Source organism: Escherichia sp. MOD1-EC5495 (genome assembly GCF_002965965.1).
GTDB classification, from domain to species: domain Bacteria; phylum Pseudomonadota; class Gammaproteobacteria; order Enterobacterales; family Enterobacteriaceae; genus Escherichia; species Escherichia ruysiae.
On record NZ_PTRI01000008.1, the window covers coordinates 54,452 to 71,146 of the forward strand.

Below are 16,695 nucleotides of genomic sequence, written 5' to 3' on the forward strand. Positions count from 1 at the left end.
TTCACGTTTCCCATTGCATCAAGGAGGAAATCACGGAAGAATGCGCTCGTCGTTTTATCAACAACAGTGGAATGATATGAAGGTACTGGTTACCGGCGCCACCAGCGGTTTAGGTCGAAACGCGGTTGAGTTTTTATGCCGGAAAGGCATCAGTGTGAGAGCAACCGGTCGCAACGAAGCGATGGGCAAATTGCTGGAAAAAATAGGTGCAGAGTTTGTCCATGCGGATCTGACCGAGCTGGTCTCATCGCAGGCGAAGGTGATGCTCGCAGGCATTGATACACTGTGGCACTGTTCCAGCTTTACCTCGCCGTGGGGAACGCAGCAGGCTTTCGATCTGGCAAACGTTCGCGCCACTCGCCGCCTGGGCGAATGGGCTGTCGCCTGGGGCGTGCGTAATTTTATTCATATCTCTTCACCCTCCCTGTACTTCGACTATCACCACCATCGCGATATCAAAGAAGATTTTCGCCCTCACCGCTTCGCCAACGAATTTGCCCGCAGCAAAGCCGCCAGCGAAGAGGTGATCAATATGCTTTCGCAGACCAACCCACAAACGCGCTTTACTATTCTGCGCCCACAAAGTCTGTTCGGCCCGCACGATAAAGTTTTTATTCCCCGTCTGGCACATATGATGCACCACTACGGCAGCATTCTGTTACCCCACGGCGGCAGCGCACTGGTCGATATGACCTACTATGAAAATGCCGTGCACGCTATGTGGCTGGCGAGTCAGGAAGCGTGCGATAAGTTGCCTTCTGGTCGTACGTACAACATTACCAACGGCGAACATCGCACTCTGCGCAGCATCGTGCAGAAACTGATCGACGAACTGAACATTGATTGCCGTATCCGGTCGGTGCCTTACCCGATGCTGGATATGATTGCCCGTAGTATGGAGCGTTTAGGACGCAAGTCAGCAAAAGAGCCGCCGCTGACCCATTACGGCGTCTCCAAGTTGAATTTTGACTTTACACTGGATATTACGCGTGCGCAGGAAGAGTTAGGTTATCAGCCGATCATCACGCTAAATGAAGGTATTGAGCAAACTGCCGCCTGGCTGCGCGACCACGGAAAACTACCGCGCTAATCCTGGCCGTATTTCTCCAGCAACGCTTCGGCAATCGCCTGAGTTTCTGCATCCGCTTCGCCGTTATATAACGTCGGGCGGAAGTGCATCTGAAACGCCATAATCACTCGCTGCTGTTCGTGCGGCGTCATTTCAGATTTTACGTCATAACCGTAGCGTGCCAAAAGTTCCAGCAACGATGTGGTTTCTACCGGCGTGTGCGGCGCGCGCCCGGCCAGATAAAAGCTAACGCGCGATGCATCTGGCCAGGCACCAACTCCCTGCTGCGCCAGTTGCTGCCACGGGAACAGTGGACCAGGATCGTCTTTGCGCTGTGGGGCAATATCCGCATGTGCCACCACGTTTTCTGGTTTGATGTGATAGCGGGCGATAATATCTTTCGCCAGAGGAATGAGCGCCTGAATTTGCGCTGGTTCAAACGGCGTAAAATATTTCACCCCCGCTGATTTCTGCCAGCCGCGATTTTCCAGCTCAATGCCAATAGAGGTATCGTTAATCCGCGTCGCCCCGCGCCAGGCGCTGATCCCCGCGTGCCAGGCCAGTTCTTGCTCCGGCACCAGTTGCCAGATACGCGGTTTGCCGTTGTAACGCGGCGGCACGGCTGGCACAAGGTAGTGCGAGCTGACTTTTTTATCGGTCAGCGTCGCCAGCGACGTGTCGAAATCATCCGCCGTGTAGTGGATCACCAGCACTTTAATACGGGGATATGCCGCCTGCGCCTGGCGTCGGGTGTCGAGTTGGTATCCCTCTTTCTCGACAATGCCTTTTTCCCCTGCGCACCCTGCCAGTAACAGGATCGCCGCAACCAGCCAGAAAACTCTTCTCATCGACGCGTTTTCACCGCCGTTCCGCTGACGCTGACCATCAGCATACTGCCGTTTTGCCCGACCGTTTCGTAGTCGATATCAATGCCGACCACTGCATCCGCTCCCAGCGCCCGTGCCTGGGAACCTAATTCTTCAAACGCAATTTCTCGTGCCTTGCGCAGTTCCTTTTCGTAAGCCCCTGAACGACCGCCGACGATATCGCGGATACCGGCAAAGAAATCACGGAAAATATTGGCGCCTAAAATCGCTTCGCCCGTCACCACACCGCAATATTCAACGATGGTCTGACCTTCAAGTGTTGGGGTTGTGGAAAATTGCATGATCGATCTCCTTGTATGCTAAGCCTTCGATCTCAAAAGCATTATCGGACTGATACGCTATTATTGAAAGGATATCATTATTATCGTAGAACGCTTTCAAGGTGTTCGCTTATAAGGAAATCATTATGCGCTACAGCAAATTGACCATGCTTATCCCTTGCGCACTGTTACTCAGTGCTTGCACCACCGTCACGCCAGCCTATAAAGACAACGGCTCCCGCACAGGTTCTTGCGTCCAGGGCGGCCCTGACAGCGTGGCTCAGCAATTCTATGACTACCGTATTCAGCATCGCAGTAACGACATTACCGCTCTGCGCCCGTATTTGAGTGACAAACTGGCGGCACTGCTCAGCGATGCCAACCGCAATAACAACCAACGTGAATTGTTAAGCAGCGATCCCTTCTCCAGTCGTACCACCTTGCCAGACAGCGCCCGCGTCGCCAGTGCTTCTACCATCCCGAATCGCGATGCACGTAATATTCCGTTGCGCGTGGATCTGAAACAAGGCGACCAGAGCTGGCAGGATGAGGTGCTGATGATTCAGGAAGGCCAGTGTTGGGTCATCGACGATGTGCGCTATTTAGGTGGCAGCGTTCACGCCAAAGCGGGGACATTACGCCAGTCCATTGAGAACCGTTAATCCCTTGATTAGATTATAACCCCCATAAATTGTCCGGCATTCTGTGAGGAATGCCGACATTTATGCTCGCCGAACAACGCCCTCGTTATTTTGTGCTATGTTTATTGAATAATGCGCTTTGCTTTTAACTTTTAAAGCAGAAATATTGCATAATTATTCTGTCAAAGGTACTATCTTCGACCTCAATAGCTATCAGACTGCCAGTATACGAGTGTCAATGAGTATTCAATTAAACGGCATTAATTGCTTCTACGGCGCACACCAGGCGCTGTTCGATATCACGCTGGATTGCCCGCAAGGCGAAACGCTGGTGTTACTTGGCCCCAGCGGCGCGGGGAAAAGCTCGCTGCTGCGTGTACTCAATCTGCTTGAGATGCCGCGCTCCGGTACGCTCAACATTGCAGGCAACCATTTCGATTTCACCAAAACACCGTCTGACAAAGCGATTCGCGACCTGCGTCGCAACGTCGGCATGGTGTTTCAGCAATACAATCTGTGGCCGCATCTCACCGTGCAGCAAAACCTGATCGAAGCGCCATGCCGCGTACTCGGCTTGAGTAAAGATCAGGCGCTGGCTCGCGCAGAAAAACTGCTTGAGCGTCTGCGTCTCAAACCTTATAGCGATCGTTACCCGCTGCACCTTTCTGGTGGTCAGCAACAACGTGTTGCTATTGCCCGTGCGCTGATGATGGAGCCGCAGGTACTGCTGTTTGATGAACCGACCGCCGCGCTGGACCCGGAAATTACGGCACAGATCGTCAGCATCATTCGTGAGCTGGCGGAGACCAATATTACCCAGGTGATCGTCACCCACGAAGTTGAAGTGGCGCGTAAAACCGCCAGCCGTGTGGTGTATATGGAAAACGGTCACATCGTTGAACAAGGCGACGCGCGCTGCTTTACCGAGCCGCAAACCGAAGCATTTAAAAACTATCTCTCTCACTAAAGATTCGGGATAACGACAATGAAAAAAGTTCTGATTGCCGCGTTAATTGCAAGTTTTAGTCTTTCCGCCACAGCTGCCGAAACCATTCGTTTTGCTACCGAAGCATCCTATCCTCCGTTTGAATCTATAGACGCAAATAACCAGATCGTCGGTTTTGACGTCGACCTCGCACAGGCACTGTGTAAAGAGATTGATGCAACCTGTACTTTCTCCAACCAGGCATTTGACAGCCTGATCCCGAGTCTGAAATTCCGCCGTGTGGACGCCGTTATGGCAGGTATGGATATCACTCCAGAGCGTGAAAAACAGGTGCTGTTCACCACTCCGTACTATGACAACTCCGCCCTGTTTGTGGGTCAGCAAGGTAAATACACCAGCGTTGATCAGCTGAAAGGTAAAAAAGTCGGTGTGCAGAACGGGACGACACACCAGAAATTCATTATGGATAAACATCCGGAAATCACCACTGTCCCGTATGACAGCTACCAGAACGCAAAACTGGATCTGCAAAACGGGCGTATCGACGGTGTATTCGGTGACACCGCAGTGGTAACCGAATGGCTGAAAGATAATCCAAAACTGGCGGCTGTGGGCGACAAAGTGACCGATAAAGATTACTTCGGTACTGGCCTCGGCATCGCAGTACGTCAGGGCAACACTGAACTGCAGCAGAAATTTAATACTGCGCTGGAAAAAGTGAAGAAAGATGGCACTTACGAAACCATCTACAACAAATGGTTCCAGAAGTAATTCCTGATGAATGAATTTTTTCCTTTAGCAAGCGCCGCCGGGATGACCGTCGGCCTTGCCGTTTGTGCATTGATTGTCGGACTGGCGCTGGCGATGTTCTTTGCAGTATGGGAGTCAGCAAAATGGCGCCCTGTTGCGTGGGCAGGTTCGGCGCTGGTGACGATTCTGCGCGGCCTGCCAGAAATTCTGGTGGTGCTGTTTATCTACTTTGGCTCCTCGCAGTTACTGCTGACGCTTGCGGATGGCTTCACCATCAATCTTGGATTCGTGCAGATCCCGGTGCAGATGGACATTGAGAACTTCGACGTTAGCCCGTTCCTTTGCGGTGTTATCGCTCTGTCACTGCTGTATGCCGCTTATGCTTCGCAAACTCTGCGTGGCGCACTGAAAGCGGTGCCGATGGGTCAGTGGGAATCGGGTCAGGCGCTGGGGCTGTCGAAATCGGCTATCTTTTTCCGTCTGGTGATGCCGCAGATGTGGCGTCATGCGCTGCCTGGTCTCGGCAACCAGTGGCTGGTACTGCTGAAAGATACCGCGCTGGTCAGTTTGATTAGTGTGAATGATTTAATGCTGCAAACCAAAAGCATCGCCACCCGTACCCAGGAACCGTTTACCTGGTACATTGTGGCGGCGGCGATTTACCTGGTGATTACCCTGTTGAGCCAGTACATACTCAAACGCATTGACCTGCGCGCGACACGTTTTGAGCGGAGACCTGGCTGATGCTTGAGTATTTACCCGAACTGATGAAAGGGCTGCATACCAGCCTGACGCTGACGGTTGCCTCGCTGATTGTGGCGCTCATTCTGGCGTTGATTTTTACCATCATCCTGACGCTGAAAACACCGGTGCTGGTGTGGCTGGTGCGTGGCTATATCACGCTGTTTACCGGTACGCCGCTGCTGGTGCAGATCTTCCTGATTTATTACGGGCCGGGCCAGTTCCCGACGTTGCAGGAGTATCCGGCACTGTGGCATTTGTTGTCAGAACCGTGGTTATGTGCGCTGATTGCGTTATCGCTGAACAGTGCGGCGTATACCACGCAGCTGTTTTACGGTGCAATTCGTGCGATCCCGGAAGGTCAGTGGCAGTCCTGTAGCGCCCTGGGAATGAGCAAAAAAGATACGCTGGCGATCCTGCTGCCGTATGCCTTTAAACGCTCGCTCTCTTCTTATTCCAACGAAGTGGTGCTGGTGTTCAAAAGTACCTCTCTGGCATACACCATTACGCTAATGGAAGTGATGGGCTACAGCCAGTTACTGTACGGACGTACCTACGACGTAATGGTGTTTGGCGCGGCGGGGATTATTTACCTCGTCGTCAACGGCCTGCTGACGCTGATGATGCGTCTGATTGAGCGTAAAGCACTGGCATTTGAACGTCGGAATTAATGTGACTGCGTACACATTCGCCGGGGGGTTTTGTAGGTCTGATAAGACGCGCCAGCGTCGCATCAGACACCTGCACGGTGCCTGTGCCGGATGCGGCGTACATAGTGCATAAATCCTTATAATGAAGACGGACAACCCACTAAGTTGTCCGTCTTTTTTTATCTCATGCGAACTATTTAATCATATTTATTGCATATAAATTCATTTGATGGCATTGTAAATCCATGCCGCAGACACGGCTAATAATCATAAGATTGACAGACGGGAGTTCCATCATGAAAAAGCTAGTTCTTGCCGCATTACTTGCATCCTGTGCATTCGGCGCTTCTGCCGCAGAGAAAATCAATTTCGGCGTCTCTGCCACTTATCCGCCATTCGAATCGATGGATGCAAATAACCAGATCGTCGGCTTTGATATCGATCTGGCAAAGGCGTTATGCAAACAAATGCAGGCAGAATGTACTTTTACTAATCACGCTTTCGACAGCCTGATCCCGTCACTGAAATTCAGAAAATATGACGCAGTGATTTCCGGGATGGACATCACACCGGAACGTAGCAAGCAGGTAGCCTTTACCACCCCCTATTACGAAAACTCAGCCGTCGTGATTGCCAAAAAAGATACCTATAAGACTTTTGCCGACCTGAAAGGTAAACGTATTGGTATGGAAAACGGCACCACTCACCAGAAATATATTCAGGATCAGCATCCGGAAGTGAAAACCGTCTCTTATGACAGTTATCAGAATGCATTTATCGACCTGAAAAATGGTCGTATTGATGGGGTATTTGGTGATACAGCGGTAGTTAATGAGTGGCTGAAAACCAATCCGCAACTGGGCGTTGCGACTGAGAAAGTAACCGATCCGCAGTACTTCGGCACCGGTCTGGGCATCGCTGTACGCCCGGATAACAAAGCTCTGCTGGAGAAACTGAATAAGGCACTGGCAGCCGTTAAAGCAGACGGTACATATCAGAAAATCAGCGATCAGTGGTTCCCGCAGTAAGATTCAGAAAGCCGCAGATGCGGCTTTTTTATTGCTTCACCAGGAGCGTCAGCACTTCATAATGTGCGGTGTGGGGGAACATATCGAAAAGCTGTACCCGCTCAATGCGATATCCTGGCAGTTCGCGGATATCTTTCGCCATCGTTTGGGCGTTACAGCTTGAGTAGATAATAAAACGCGGTGCCATCGTCGAAAGATAATCACACAGCGGTTTACCAATGCCGCGACGCGGTGGATTAACCAGCACCAGCTCCGGCACTTCACCCTGAGCGGTGGCAAACTGAGTGGAGTCCAGCGCCTGAAATTGCAGACGCGTTAGACCCAGTTCAGCAGCAGATTGTTTCGCACAGGCAATCGCTTCTGGCGCAATCTCAATCCCCGTTAACTGCATTTCTGGCGTTGCGCAATGCAAACCAAAACCGCCAACGCCGCAGAACAGATCCCACATATGATTTACCGGCAATTGTCGCGCCCAGTCACGCGCGGTGGCGTACAGCTGGCTGGCGACAGCCGGATTCGTCTGGAAGAAACTTTGCGGGCGGATCCACAGCGGCACGTCATTAAAACGCTCTGCCAGCGCCTGCTGTTCGGTCAGGTAGATCTCCGTCTCCCCTTCCATTATCGCCATATGCACTGGCTGAATATTGACGGTAATGACTTTTAGCTGTGGCAGTTGTGCCTGTAACCACGGCAGCGCCTTACGCAGTTGCGCCAGCTTGGTTTCAGAACGCAGTACAAAGCGCAGCATCATACCGCCATCTATCTGGCTTTCAGTCAGCAGAATATATTTCAGTTCGCCACGCTTGCGCGCCACGTTGTAGGGCGTCAGCCCCGCACGGGCGATAAACGGTTTTAGCGCCGAAAAAACGGGCGCAAATGAGGCAGGGTAAAGCGGGCAGTCGCAAAGATCTTCTGGCGTACCGTCGCGATGTAGCATTCCGAGCAGTGGTTTTTCAACGCTACCACTCACCACCATTTTGGCTTTATTGCGAAACCCTTGTTCCGGACCAGACACCGGCGCACACCACTCCGAAACCGGAAAATCGGCCAACAGATTTTTAAGATCGGCGGTTTTAGCGGAGAGTTGCTCTGGAATCGGCTGCGTTATCCACTGACAGGAGCGACAGCGACCCGCGTCGTAAAGTGCGCACTGCATACATTGACCTTCACATCATCAGGGGCGAGGATTATACACATTATTGCAACTGGAAGAACCGCCGACTGGTGGCGGGAACGAACAACAGCAATAAGATGAGCATATCCGGCAGCTTTTGTAACATCAGGCTATGGAAGATTTCACGTTTCGATTCACCAGGAATGCTGAACAGCTCAGGGTAACCATAACCGAGCGAAGCTGCCCACAGGTAACTGGCGGCCGTGATTTGCGTCAACAGATACAGCCAGCGCGCCAGGCGACGCCCTTTCACCAGCGAAAACGCACACCAGATTTCAATAAAAACCAGCGCAAGGCTGCTTAGAAAGACCAGCGTTAAACTCCAGGTTTGTACGCTGCGATGAATGAACTCGCCGATACCGCGCACGCCCAGCGTATTGAAAATCATCAGCACGTCGAGGCCACGGATCATAATAATGGCGAGCGCCGCCACCTGCACCAGTGCAGGCACATTCAGGCGAGCATGTGATGAAGATGTTTTCTTAAAAAATCCCAACGTTTCGTCTTCCATGAAAACAATGCCGCGACATGCGCGGCATTATGTAGCCAGGTTGGCAAATTTTAGTGTCTTCAGCCACGTCTTGCACGCTGGATATCGCGTATCCGCTGCTTTTCTGCGCGCGCCATTAAATACCAGGCGATAAATCCGACAATTCCGACCGCACCGAGAATCAATGTTGCCAGGGCGTTGATTTCCGGATTCACCCCCATCCGCACGCTGGAGAAGACCAGCATCGGTAACGTGGTGGCTCCCGGCCCGGAAACAAAGCTGGCGATCACCAGATCGTCGAGCGACAGAGTAAAAGCAAGCAACCAACCAGAAATGATCGCCGGCATGATCATCGGTAGTGTAATGACGAAAAACACCTTCAGCGGCGTCGCGCCGAGATCCATCGCCGCTTCTTCAATGGAGCGATCCAGTTCCCGCAGACGCGAAGAAATAACAACTGCCACATAAGCCGTACAGAAAGTCACGTGCGCCAGCCAGATAGTTAACATACCGCGATCGGCAGGCCAGCCGATGGCATGAGCAAGAGCAACGAACAATAACAACAGCGACAGGCCAGTGATCACATCAGGCATGACTAACGGCGCGGTGATCATAAAGGCAAAGCCATTCGATCCACGAAACCGCCCGAAACGTACCAGCACGACCGCCGCAATAGTCCCGAGGATCGCCGCCGCCGTCGCCGCACAGGCGGCAATCGTCAGACTTAAGCCGACCGCGCTCATCATCGCATCATCACGCAATAACTCACCGTACCAGCGCGTTGACCAACCGGCCCACACCGTCACCAGTTTCGAACTGTTAAATGAATAGATGACCAGCATCAGCATCGGCGCATAGAGAAAGGTGAAGCCCAGCAACAAAATCACAATTCGCCAGGGCGAACGAACGACCGGTAAATTATTCATCCGTGTTCCCCCACGCTTTTTTGCTGATATTTGTGGAACCACATAATTGGCACAATCAGCAGCAATAACATAATGATCGCCACCGCAGAAGCCACCGGCCAGTCGCGGTTATTGAAAAACTCCTGCCACAGAACGCGCCCGATCATGATGCTATCAGGGCCGCCGAGCAGTTCCGGGATCACAAACTCACCCACCGCCGGAATGAAAACCAGCATTGATCCGGCGATAATCCCACCTTTGGTAAGCGGCACAATCACCGTAAAGAAAGTCTTCAGCGGACGCGCGCCGAGATCCAGCGCGGCTTCCACCAGCGAATAATCAATACGAATCAAGGCGGTGTAGATCGGCAGCACCATAAACGGTACGTAGGCGTAAACAATGCCGATATAAACTGCCAGATTGGTATGCAGAATGGTCAGCGGCTGATCGATAACCCCCAGCCACAGCAGGAAGTTATTCAGCACGCCATTGTTTTTTAGTATCCCCATCCAGGCGTAAACGCGGATCAAAAATGAGGTCCACGAAGGCAGGATCACCAGCAGCAATAAGATATTGCGGGTCGACGGTTTACTGTGCGCCACTGCCCACGCCAGCGGATAGCCGAGCAATAAGCAACAAACGGTCGAAATCGCCGCCACCTGTAACGACTGGAGATAAGCATCGAAATAGAGCGGATCGTCAGTCAGTTGCAGAAAATTACCGAGATTAAGAGTGATGGAAAGTTGCCCGTCAGCCCACGCCATCAGTTCGGTATAAGGTGGAATAGCGCGCGCCATCTCCGCCAGGCTTATTTTAAAGACAATCAGAAATGGCAGCAGAAACAACAAAATCAACCAGATATACGGCAGCGCAATCACCAGTTTGCGCCCGTGCTTCATTTGCCACTGTGTAAGCCATTGCTTTAATCCACCCGGCTGGGCAGCAGGTTCAAGTGTACTCATCTTTGCTCCTTAAACCGTCAGCACCACACAACTGTCTGATTCCCAGCACAAACGAACTTCATCGCCCCAGGTCGGTAACCCTTTGCGAAAACGATGGGCGTTTTGTAACTGGGCGCTGATCATCTGCCCGCTTTTCAGGCGGACATGATAAACAGACAAATCACCGAGATAGGCAATATGTGTCACCTCTCCCACTGCAAAATTGCAGCCATCAGCAGGCGGTTCGTCACAGAGCATGATTTTTTCCGGACGCAGCGCCACATGCACCGGCACGTTATCCACCACTGACGCATCGGGATCGACTTTCAACGGATGCACCAGCCCAGGCGAATAAAGCAACAGGCCATCTTCCTGGCGTTCCTTTAGCAGTCCTTCGAAAACATTGACCGATCCAATGAACTCGGCGCTATATCGCGTGGTCGGGTGCTCATAAATTTCTTCCGGCTCGCCAATCTGAACAAATTTACCGCGATTCATAATCGCGATGCGCCCCGCCATGGTCATCGCCTCTTCCTGATCGTGCGTTACCATCACACAGGTCACGCCGACACGCTCCAGAATATCCACCACTTCAAGCTGCATCCGGTCGCGCAGTTTTTTATCCAGCGCGCCCATCGGTTCATCGAGCAGTAATAGTTTCGGGCGTTTGGCAAGGCTTCGGGCCAGCGCCACTCGCTGACGTTGACCACCGGAAAGCTGATGCGGTTTGCGTTTGGCAAACTCCTGCATATGCACCAGCCCCAGCATCTCGTTGACCCGACTGGCAATTTCCGCTTTTGGTAACTTGTCTTGTTTCAGACCAAAGGCAATGTTTTGCTCCACGGTCATATGGGGGAATAGCGCGTAGGACTGGAACATCATGTTGATGGGGCGCAGATAAGGCGGAACCTGTGACAAATCGACGCCATCAAGCATAATCTGCCCGGCAGAAGGTTGTTCGAAACCTGCCAACATACGCAGCAGTGTGGACTTACCACAGCCGGATGCGCCCAGCAGTGCAAAGATTTCGCCTTTATAAATGGTCAGACTGACATCATCGACCGCATGTTGACCATCGTAAGATTTGGTCAAATTGCGGATTTCTAATAGTGGTGTCAGCGACTTACGACTTTTCGCCTGCGGGCGAGGGATAGCGTCATTCACGGCTGCTCTCCGGCATTTAATGTGTGCAAGCGCACCATGATGGTGCGAATTGCCGGCGGGGATGGTGCGCCCGTCCGGCATCTACGGCTGCGGATTATTTTCCGCTCTTCACTTTGGTCCACGCGCGGGTGCGCACACGATCAATTTTCGGATCCTGTACTTGCAGGGTGAACATTTTGGCGCGGACATCTGCCGGAGGATAAATACCAGGATTGTCACGCACTTCCGCGCTCACCAGCGGCGTAGCTGCTTTGTTCGCATTGGCATAGAACACATGGTCAGAGATGTGTGCCACCACATCCGGACGCAGCAAATAATTCAGGAACTGATACGCTTCGTCTTTATTTTTGGCATCGGCAGGCATGGCGAATACATCAAAGAATGCCATCGCCCCTTCTTTCGGAATTGAGAAAGAGACATTCACGCCATTCTTCGCTTCCTTCGCGCGGTTTGACGCCTGCCAGACATCGCCCGCCCAGCCAATCGCCACGCAGATGTCACCATTCGCCAGATCATTGATGTATTGGGAAGAGTGGAAATAACGAATATTCGGGCGCAGTTTCAATAGCAGGTCAGTCGCTGGTCCGGTGTAATCATCCGCTTTGGTGCTGTTCGGATCTTTACCAAGATAATTCAACACAGTGGCAAAAACCTCTTCCGGCGCATCGAGGAAAGAGACACCACAGCTTTTCAGTTTTTCCAGATTTTCAGGTTTGAGAATCAAGTCCCAGCTATCGACCGGCGCGTTTTCGCCCAGCACCGCTTTGACTTTATCGACGTTATAGCCAATCCCGGTAGTCGCCCACATATACGGCATGGCAAATTTATTGTCGGGATCGTGTTTGGCCACCAGCTTCAGCAGCTCCGGATCGAGATTCTTCCACTCCGGCAATTTGCTTTTATCAAGCGGCTGGAATACTCCCGCAGTCAACTGGCGCTCCAGAAAGCTGGCTGACGGCACAACGAGATCAAAGCCGGTACTCCCCGCCATTAATTTGCCTTCCAGCACTTCGTTAGAATCAAAAACATCGTAGACGACTTTGATACCGGTCTCTTTTTCAAAATTTGCCACCGTATCCGGGGCGATATAATCAGACCAGTTATAGATGTGGAGTGTTTTTTGTTCAGCCGCGAGCGTGCCGACAGAGACGGCCATCAGAGCACCCGCAATCAGACCCGATAGCCATTTTTTATTTAAGGCGGTCATATCTCTTTCCTTCTGAAAGTTCGTTAACAAACGAACAAAAGTTGTCACACTGAAAGATATGCAATAAACGTGCATATTTTTTATCGGCGCGGTGCAAGAAAAGAGAACTCTCTCCCGGCCAGCATTGCTCGCTATATAAAAGCCTCGCAAGAATAACTTTAGCCAGGGTTTGAAACTATAGCTGTAATTAAAAAACGGTATTTAACAAATTTTTATGCGTATTTGCTCTATGTGATAAAGCAAACCTGGCACAATAGAAGTGAATTAATCTTTAATGAAAGGTTAAAATCAGCAGGAAATATTACGACGCGCAGTCACTGCGGCAGCGACTGCGTGTTCGAAGAGAGTTATCAGTGAAGGAAATAGTTTTCGGTAACGTTATTTTGCCCTTCATCGTCAGTCGGCAACAGCAGCTGATGGGCATTAGCTTCGAGGATGACCATCGAAATCTGTTCTTCGCTCTGGCGTACAAACCATGCAAACTGTTCATAGGTTACGCCCTGCATAACAGATAAAGACTGGCAAACCACCAGCTTTGGCAGATTATCATCCTGCATATCGAGAAATGCTTTCACGGTCAGTGAGCTGGCATTGATGGCTGATAAATCCGCCGCCAGCGGCAACACGGCTGAAGGCCTGACTTCCGCCATGGCAGAAAACAGGATTGTGTTATCAATCAGGTCGATTTTGGCATCAAAGACACCGTCGAAATTCTGCATATGGGGCAGATGCAAAGCCTGACAGTTATCACATTCAAAAAAACTCATCCCCAGGTCATCGAGCCATTGACGCAACGTATCCAGACCAGGAACGACCAGCGATGTCATAATTTTGTACAACCTCTTCCGATAAAAAGACTGGCACAGCTTACGCAAAAAGCGCAGGCAAAACCATGATCAGTAATGTAATTGCGACTAACCACCCGTTTTCAGGCAATATTCTGCCGTGGCGTGGCGTTCGATCCAGCGGATCATTTTACCCGCAATGTCGATACCGGTGGTTTTTTCTATTCCTTCCAGCCCCGGCGACGCGTTCACTTCCATCACCAACGGCCCGCGATTGGCACGCAGAATATCCACACCGGCAACATCCAGCGCCATCGTTCGCGCAGCTTTGATGGCGATTTCACGCTCTTTCGGCGTGATACTGGCGATGCTTGCCGCGCCGCCACGATGCAAATTGGAGCGAAAATCGCCCTCTTTCGCCCGCCGTTCAATCGCCGCGACAACTTCATCACCGACGACCAGACAGCGGATATCGCACCCTTGCGCCTCTTTTATATATTCCTGCACCAGAATATGAGCGTTCAGGCCGCGAAAAGCATCAATCACGCTTTCTGCCGCCTGGCGCGTTTCCGCCAGCACCACACCAATTCCCTGCGTGCCTTCGACCAGCTTAACCACCAGCGGCGCACCACCGACCATATCGATTAAGTCGCTGGTATCATCCGGCGAATGCGCAATCCCCGTGACAGGCAGGTCAATGCCCTGACGCGCCAGCAGTTGCATTGAACGCAATTTGTCACGCGCCCGGGCAATCGCGACCGATTCGTTCAGCGGATAACTGCCCAGCATTTCGAACTGGCGCAGCGCCGCCGTCCCATAAAAGGTTATAGCAGTGCCAATACGCGGGATCACCGCGTCAAAATGGGGGAGTTTGCGGCCTTTATAGTGAATGGAAGACGCCGCAGGATTAATGTTCATGTAGCAAGAAAGCGGATCGAGAATTTCAACCAGGTGACCACGCTGTATGGCGGCTTCACGCAGCCGCTTACACGAATAGAGCGTTCCATCCCGGGACAATATGGCAATTTTCACCCTGCACCTCTCTGTCAGACCTGGTCAAAAGCCCGCGTATAATACATCGCCGTAACGGTTTTAGCGCGTCGCCCAACCTTGTTTATGCAAATAATCGAGAATAAAAGGACGGCTTTCTTTGATAATCGTCCGGCGAATATGATCGCTCCAGGTATCCCGGCGATTATTGCTGCCACGGGTAAGATAATATTCCGCCAGTTGCTCGTCATACTGCGCCAGAGCATCTTTATCCAGCGGTTGGTAGCTGTTTTCATGCACCAAAATAGAGGCCGGTAAACGCGGCTTGAGATCCGGGTTATCCGCAGGCCAGCCGAGACACAGGCCAAACAGCGGCAGAACATGCTTTGGTAATTTCAGCAGCTCCGTCACCGCTTCAATGTTATTGCGCAGGCCGCCAATATATACACCGCCCAACCCCAGCGATTCCGCTGCGGTTAAGGCGTTTTGTGCCATCATCGCTGTATCAACAACACCGAGCAACAACTGTTCAGCCAGGCCGAGTTGAGCATCCGGGCAGATCTGCAAATGACGGTTAAAGTCGGCGCAAAACACCCAAAACTCCGCCGCTTGCGCAACGTGTTTTTGCCCGCCGGTCAGCGGCACCAGGGCTTCACGCAATGCGGGGTCGGTAATGCGAATAATGCTACTACACTGCAAAAAGCTGGAACTGGAGGTCGCGCGGGCGCTGTTGATAATCGCCTCACGCTGTTCAGCGGAGATAGGTTCATCAGTGAAATGGCGAATGGAGCGGTGACCACAAATAAGTTCAATGGTTGGCGTCATTATCTTTTTCTCTTTCTGAACGTGAAGATTCCGGTGGATGATTCATCAGTTGCGGGGCCAGCCGTTTTGCCACCTGAAGAATAACCACCACCGCAGCGGGAAGCATGAGCAAAACACCGAGAAAAATCATCAGAATTTGCGCTTCTGGCGTAGAAAACGGCGCTGGAAGCGAAAAGTTGTCACTTATCGACAGCAGCGCCGCCGCCAGTAACATCATTCCAATAAATTCCAGTATCAACACGCTTTTAGGCAATTTACCGATCGCGCGCATAAACTTCCCTCTGCAAAGTGAGCTGCCAGTTTAAAACCTTTCGCCGCGTTGTGCTTAACAGTTATAGCTTTAAGCAATCAATGCAACAGGTTAAACCTACTTTCAGCGAATAACATTTGGCGTGATCATGCACACATGAGAGATAAATGGAGAAAGCCAATGCAAACCGTTATTTTCGGTCGTCCGGGTTGCCCTTACTGCGTGCGTGCCAAAGATTTGGCAGAAAAGTTAAGTAATGAACACGATGATTTTCACTACCAGTATGTGGATATTCGTGCTGAAGGGATCACTAAAGAGGATCTGCAACAGAAAGCTGGCAAGCCGGTAGAAACCGTACCGCAGATTTTTGTCGATCAGCAACACATCGGTGGCTATACCGATTTTGCTGCCTGGGTGAAAGAGAATCTTGACGCCTGATTACTGGATAAGCCCTCTCTGTTTGAGGGCTTTATTGATTTTTTCTGTGTTGCGGCCTGAACAAGCTACTGATAAACAAAAAACATAATGCGCCCAGCGCACACCAGAAGACGGCACTCAACAACCACGCCAGCTCCTGCCAGAATGAGCGTGATGGTGAAAAAAACAGACGCATAATTAACATAGAACACGGCGCTGCCAGCATTGCGCCAAACAGTGGTTTAAGGACTTCTCTACGCCGCGAAAAAAAGCTGGCTACAGCCCCAGGAAGAATGAAAAACAGTAAGCCGATTTCAGGGTGCCCGGCAGCCCGAAAAGCTCCCTTCATATGTGTCGCCAGAAAAAGGCACACCACAATAAAGAGGACAAAACAGCAAATTGCCCCCGCCCAATGTTGTTTATGTTTCACATGTTCCTCCTGACACTGCCTCTATCGAACACATTTTTCGCCGGTGTGGCGCTCAGTAAGATAAAGCCGCTTCGCATTCCATGCTAATATAGGCCAACACAATTCTTATAGCCGTTGGTATCTAATGTGATTACACTAGTAAAAT

General features: G+C 51.4%; 21 protein-coding genes. 8 read left to right on the forward strand and 13 right to left on the reverse strand.

Annotation, left to right across the window (positions count from 1 at the left end):
• Window positions 1-76 precede the first annotated feature (76 nt).
• Window positions 77-1,090: a 3-beta-hydroxysteroid dehydrogenase gene (locus BEG40_RS08155; protein ID WP_024191085.1), complete on the forward strand. Its 1,014-nt coding sequence runs from the start codon at window positions 77-79 to the stop codon at window positions 1,088-1,090.
• Here the strand turns inward: BEG40_RS08155 and amiD are convergent.
• Together amiD and BEG40_RS08165 are read right to left on the reverse strand one after the other, a co-directional pair.
• Complete coding sequence (amiD, locus tag BEG40_RS08160; protein ID WP_105285209.1) at window positions 1,087-1,917, reverse strand: N-acetylmuramoyl-L-alanine amidase AmiD; 831 nt, start codon at window positions 1,915-1,917, stop codon at window positions 1,087-1,089. The two genes, BEG40_RS08155 and amiD, sit on opposite strands and share 4 nt — an antisense overlap.
• Window positions 1,914-2,237 (reverse strand): heavy metal-binding domain-containing protein, encoded by a 324-nt coding sequence (locus tag BEG40_RS08165; RefSeq protein WP_001160737.1) that lies wholly within the window; start codon window positions 2,235-2,237, stop codon window positions 1,914-1,916. The genes amiD and BEG40_RS08165 overlap by 4 nt, the downstream gene beginning before the upstream one ends.
• A 125-nt stretch (window positions 2,238-2,362) precedes the next feature.
• Between BEG40_RS08165 and BEG40_RS08170 the strand changes: the two genes are divergently transcribed.
• The 6 genes from BEG40_RS08170 to artJ all read left to right on the forward strand — a co-directional run bounded on the left by BEG40_RS08170 (window position 2,363) and on the right by artJ (window position 6,972).
• Window positions 2,363-2,878 (forward strand): lipoprotein, encoded by a 516-nt coding sequence (locus BEG40_RS08170; RefSeq protein ID WP_010349649.1) that lies wholly within the window; start codon window positions 2,363-2,365, stop codon window positions 2,876-2,878.
• Between the two features lie 217 nt (window positions 2,879-3,095).
• Window positions 3,096-3,824, forward strand: coding sequence for an arginine ABC transporter ATP-binding protein ArtP (gene artP / locus BEG40_RS08175; RefSeq protein ID WP_000027204.1), 729 nt, complete (start codon window positions 3,096-3,098; stop codon window positions 3,822-3,824).
• A gap of 18 nt (window positions 3,825-3,842) precedes the next feature.
• Window positions 3,843-4,574, forward strand: a complete 732-nt coding sequence (gene artI, locus BEG40_RS08180) for an arginine ABC transporter substrate-binding protein ArtI (RefSeq protein ID WP_105285210.1) — start codon at window positions 3,843-3,845, stop codon at window positions 4,572-4,574.
• A 6-nt stretch (window positions 4,575-4,580) separates the two neighbouring features.
• Window positions 4,581-5,297: an arginine ABC transporter permease ArtQ gene (gene artQ, locus BEG40_RS08185; RefSeq protein WP_105285211.1), complete on the forward strand. Its 717-nt coding sequence runs from the start codon at window positions 4,581-4,583 to the stop codon at window positions 5,295-5,297.
• Entirely contained in the window at window positions 5,297-5,965 is a 669-nt protein-coding gene (artM, locus tag BEG40_RS08190; protein ID WP_000895401.1) for an arginine ABC transporter permease ArtM, read from the forward strand. The genes artQ and artM overlap by 1 nt, the downstream gene beginning before the upstream one ends.
• A 275-nt stretch (window positions 5,966-6,240) precedes the next feature.
• Window positions 6,241-6,972 carry an arginine ABC transporter substrate-binding protein ArtJ gene (gene artJ / locus BEG40_RS08195; RefSeq protein WP_010349646.1) on the forward strand — a complete coding sequence of 244 codons (732 nt, stop codon included), beginning with the start codon at window positions 6,241-6,243 and terminating at the stop codon, window positions 6,970-6,972.
• Window positions 6,973-7,000: 28 nt separating this feature from the next.
• Here artJ and rlmC read toward each other — a convergent pair whose 3' ends face one another.
• From rlmC to BEG40_RS08250, 10 genes are all read right to left on the reverse strand, one after another.
• On the reverse strand, window positions 7,001-8,128 hold the full coding sequence (gene rlmC / locus BEG40_RS08200; RefSeq protein ID WP_105285212.1) for a 23S rRNA (uracil(747)-C(5))-methyltransferase RlmC: 1,128 nt from the start codon (window positions 8,126-8,128) through the stop codon (window positions 7,001-7,003).
• A 40-nt stretch (window positions 8,129-8,168) separates the two neighbouring features.
• A complete protein-coding gene (locus BEG40_RS08205; RefSeq protein ID WP_000389254.1) occupies window positions 8,169-8,657 on the reverse strand; it encodes a YbjO family protein in 489 nt (162 codons plus the stop codon).
• Window positions 8,658-8,716: 59 nt separating this feature from the next.
• Window positions 8,717-9,562, reverse strand: coding sequence for a putrescine ABC transporter permease PotI (gene potI, locus BEG40_RS08210; RefSeq protein WP_001061658.1), 846 nt, complete (start codon window positions 9,560-9,562; stop codon window positions 8,717-8,719).
• Entirely contained in the window at window positions 9,559-10,503 is a 945-nt protein-coding gene (gene potH, locus BEG40_RS08215; RefSeq protein WP_105285213.1) for a putrescine ABC transporter permease PotH, read from the reverse strand. The genes potI and potH overlap by 4 nt, the downstream gene beginning before the upstream one ends.
• Before the next feature lie 9 nt (window positions 10,504-10,512).
• Window positions 10,513-11,646 (reverse strand): putrescine ABC transporter ATP-binding subunit PotG, encoded by a 1,134-nt coding sequence (gene potG, locus BEG40_RS08220; RefSeq protein WP_000995981.1) that lies wholly within the window; start codon window positions 11,644-11,646, stop codon window positions 10,513-10,515.
• Between the two features lie 94 nt (window positions 11,647-11,740).
• Window positions 11,741-12,853: a spermidine/putrescine ABC transporter substrate-binding protein PotF gene (gene potF, locus BEG40_RS08225; protein WP_000126057.1), complete on the reverse strand. Its 1,113-nt coding sequence runs from the start codon at window positions 12,851-12,853 to the stop codon at window positions 11,741-11,743.
• Between the two features lie 350 nt (window positions 12,854-13,203).
• Window positions 13,204-13,680: a type III secretion system chaperone family protein gene (locus BEG40_RS08235; protein ID WP_000203025.1), complete on the reverse strand. Its 477-nt coding sequence runs from the start codon at window positions 13,678-13,680 to the stop codon at window positions 13,204-13,206.
• An 87-nt stretch (window positions 13,681-13,767) separates the two neighbouring features.
• Complete coding sequence (rimK, locus tag BEG40_RS08240; RefSeq protein ID WP_000684316.1) at window positions 13,768-14,670, reverse strand: 30S ribosomal protein S6--L-glutamate ligase; 903 nt, start codon at window positions 14,668-14,670, stop codon at window positions 13,768-13,770.
• A 60-nt stretch (window positions 14,671-14,730) separates the two neighbouring features.
• Window positions 14,731-15,453: a nitroreductase NfsA gene (gene nfsA / locus BEG40_RS08245; RefSeq protein WP_021550513.1), complete on the reverse strand. Its 723-nt coding sequence runs from the start codon at window positions 15,451-15,453 to the stop codon at window positions 14,731-14,733.
• The gene (locus BEG40_RS08250; RefSeq protein ID WP_001201566.1) at window positions 15,437-15,724 is read right to left on the reverse strand and encodes a YbjC family protein; all 288 of its coding nucleotides are present in this window, start codon (window positions 15,722-15,724) and stop codon (window positions 15,437-15,439) included. Before BEG40_RS08250 ends, nfsA begins: the two co-directional genes overlap by 17 nt.
• Window positions 15,725-15,883: 159 nt before the next feature.
• On the opposite strand from BEG40_RS08250, the gene grxA reads away from it, so the two are divergent.
• Window positions 15,884-16,141 (forward strand): glutaredoxin 1, encoded by a 258-nt coding sequence (gene grxA / locus BEG40_RS08255; RefSeq protein ID WP_001195223.1) that lies wholly within the window; start codon window positions 15,884-15,886, stop codon window positions 16,139-16,141.
• Window positions 16,142-16,172: 31 nt separating this feature from the next.
• Here grxA and BEG40_RS08260 read toward each other — a convergent pair whose 3' ends face one another.
• Window positions 16,173-16,550 (reverse strand): inner membrane protein YbjM, encoded by a 378-nt coding sequence (locus BEG40_RS08260; protein ID WP_000681103.1) that lies wholly within the window; start codon window positions 16,548-16,550, stop codon window positions 16,173-16,175.
• Window positions 16,551-16,695: the final 145 nt, after the last annotated feature.

Bases quoted from the DNA above. Each gene is read 5' to 3' on its own strand.
- BEG40_RS08155 (WP_024191085.1), top strand. From the start codon at position 77: ATGAAGGTACTGGTTACCGGCGCCACCAGCGGTTTAGGTCGAAACGCG.
- amiD (WP_105285209.1), bottom strand. From the start codon at position 1,917: ATGAGAAGAGTTTTCTGGCTGGTTGCGGCGATCCTGTTACTGGCAGGG.
- BEG40_RS08165 (WP_001160737.1), bottom strand. From the start codon at position 2,237: ATGCAATTTTCCACAACCCCAACACTTGAAGGTCAGACCATCGTTGAA.
- BEG40_RS08170 (WP_010349649.1), top strand. From the start codon at position 2,363: ATGCGCTACAGCAAATTGACCATGCTTATCCCTTGCGCACTGTTACTC.
- artP (WP_000027204.1), top strand. From the start codon at position 3,096: ATGAGTATTCAATTAAACGGCATTAATTGCTTCTACGGCGCACACCAG.
- artI (WP_105285210.1), top strand. From the start codon at position 3,843: ATGAAAAAAGTTCTGATTGCCGCGTTAATTGCAAGTTTTAGTCTTTCC.
- artQ (WP_105285211.1), top strand. From the start codon at position 4,581: ATGAATGAATTTTTTCCTTTAGCAAGCGCCGCCGGGATGACCGTCGGC.
- artM (WP_000895401.1), top strand. From the start codon at position 5,297: ATGCTTGAGTATTTACCCGAACTGATGAAAGGGCTGCATACCAGCCTG.
- artJ (WP_010349646.1), top strand. From the start codon at position 6,241: ATGAAAAAGCTAGTTCTTGCCGCATTACTTGCATCCTGTGCATTCGGC.
- rlmC (WP_105285212.1), bottom strand. From the start codon at position 8,128: ATGCAGTGCGCACTTTACGACGCGGGTCGCTGTCGCTCCTGTCAGTGG.
- BEG40_RS08205 (WP_000389254.1), bottom strand. From the start codon at position 8,657: ATGGAAGACGAAACGTTGGGATTTTTTAAGAAAACATCTTCATCACAT.
- potI (WP_001061658.1), bottom strand. From the start codon at position 9,562: ATGAATAATTTACCGGTCGTTCGTTCGCCCTGGCGAATTGTGATTTTG.
- potH (WP_105285213.1), bottom strand. From the start codon at position 10,503: ATGAGTACACTTGAACCTGCTGCCCAGCCGGGTGGATTAAAGCAATGG.
- potF (WP_000126057.1), bottom strand. From the start codon at position 12,853: ATGACCGCCTTAAATAAAAAATGGCTATCGGGTCTGATTGCGGGTGCT.
- BEG40_RS08235 (WP_000203025.1), bottom strand. From the start codon at position 13,680: ATGACATCGCTGGTCGTTCCTGGTCTGGATACGTTGCGTCAATGGCTC.
- nfsA (WP_021550513.1), bottom strand. From the start codon at position 15,453: ATGACGCCAACCATTGAACTTATTTGTGGTCACCGCTCCATTCGCCAT.
- BEG40_RS08250 (WP_001201566.1), bottom strand. From the start codon at position 15,724: ATGCGCGCGATCGGTAAATTGCCTAAAAGCGTGTTGATACTGGAATTT.
- grxA (WP_001195223.1), top strand. From the start codon at position 15,884: ATGCAAACCGTTATTTTCGGTCGTCCGGGTTGCCCTTACTGCGTGCGT.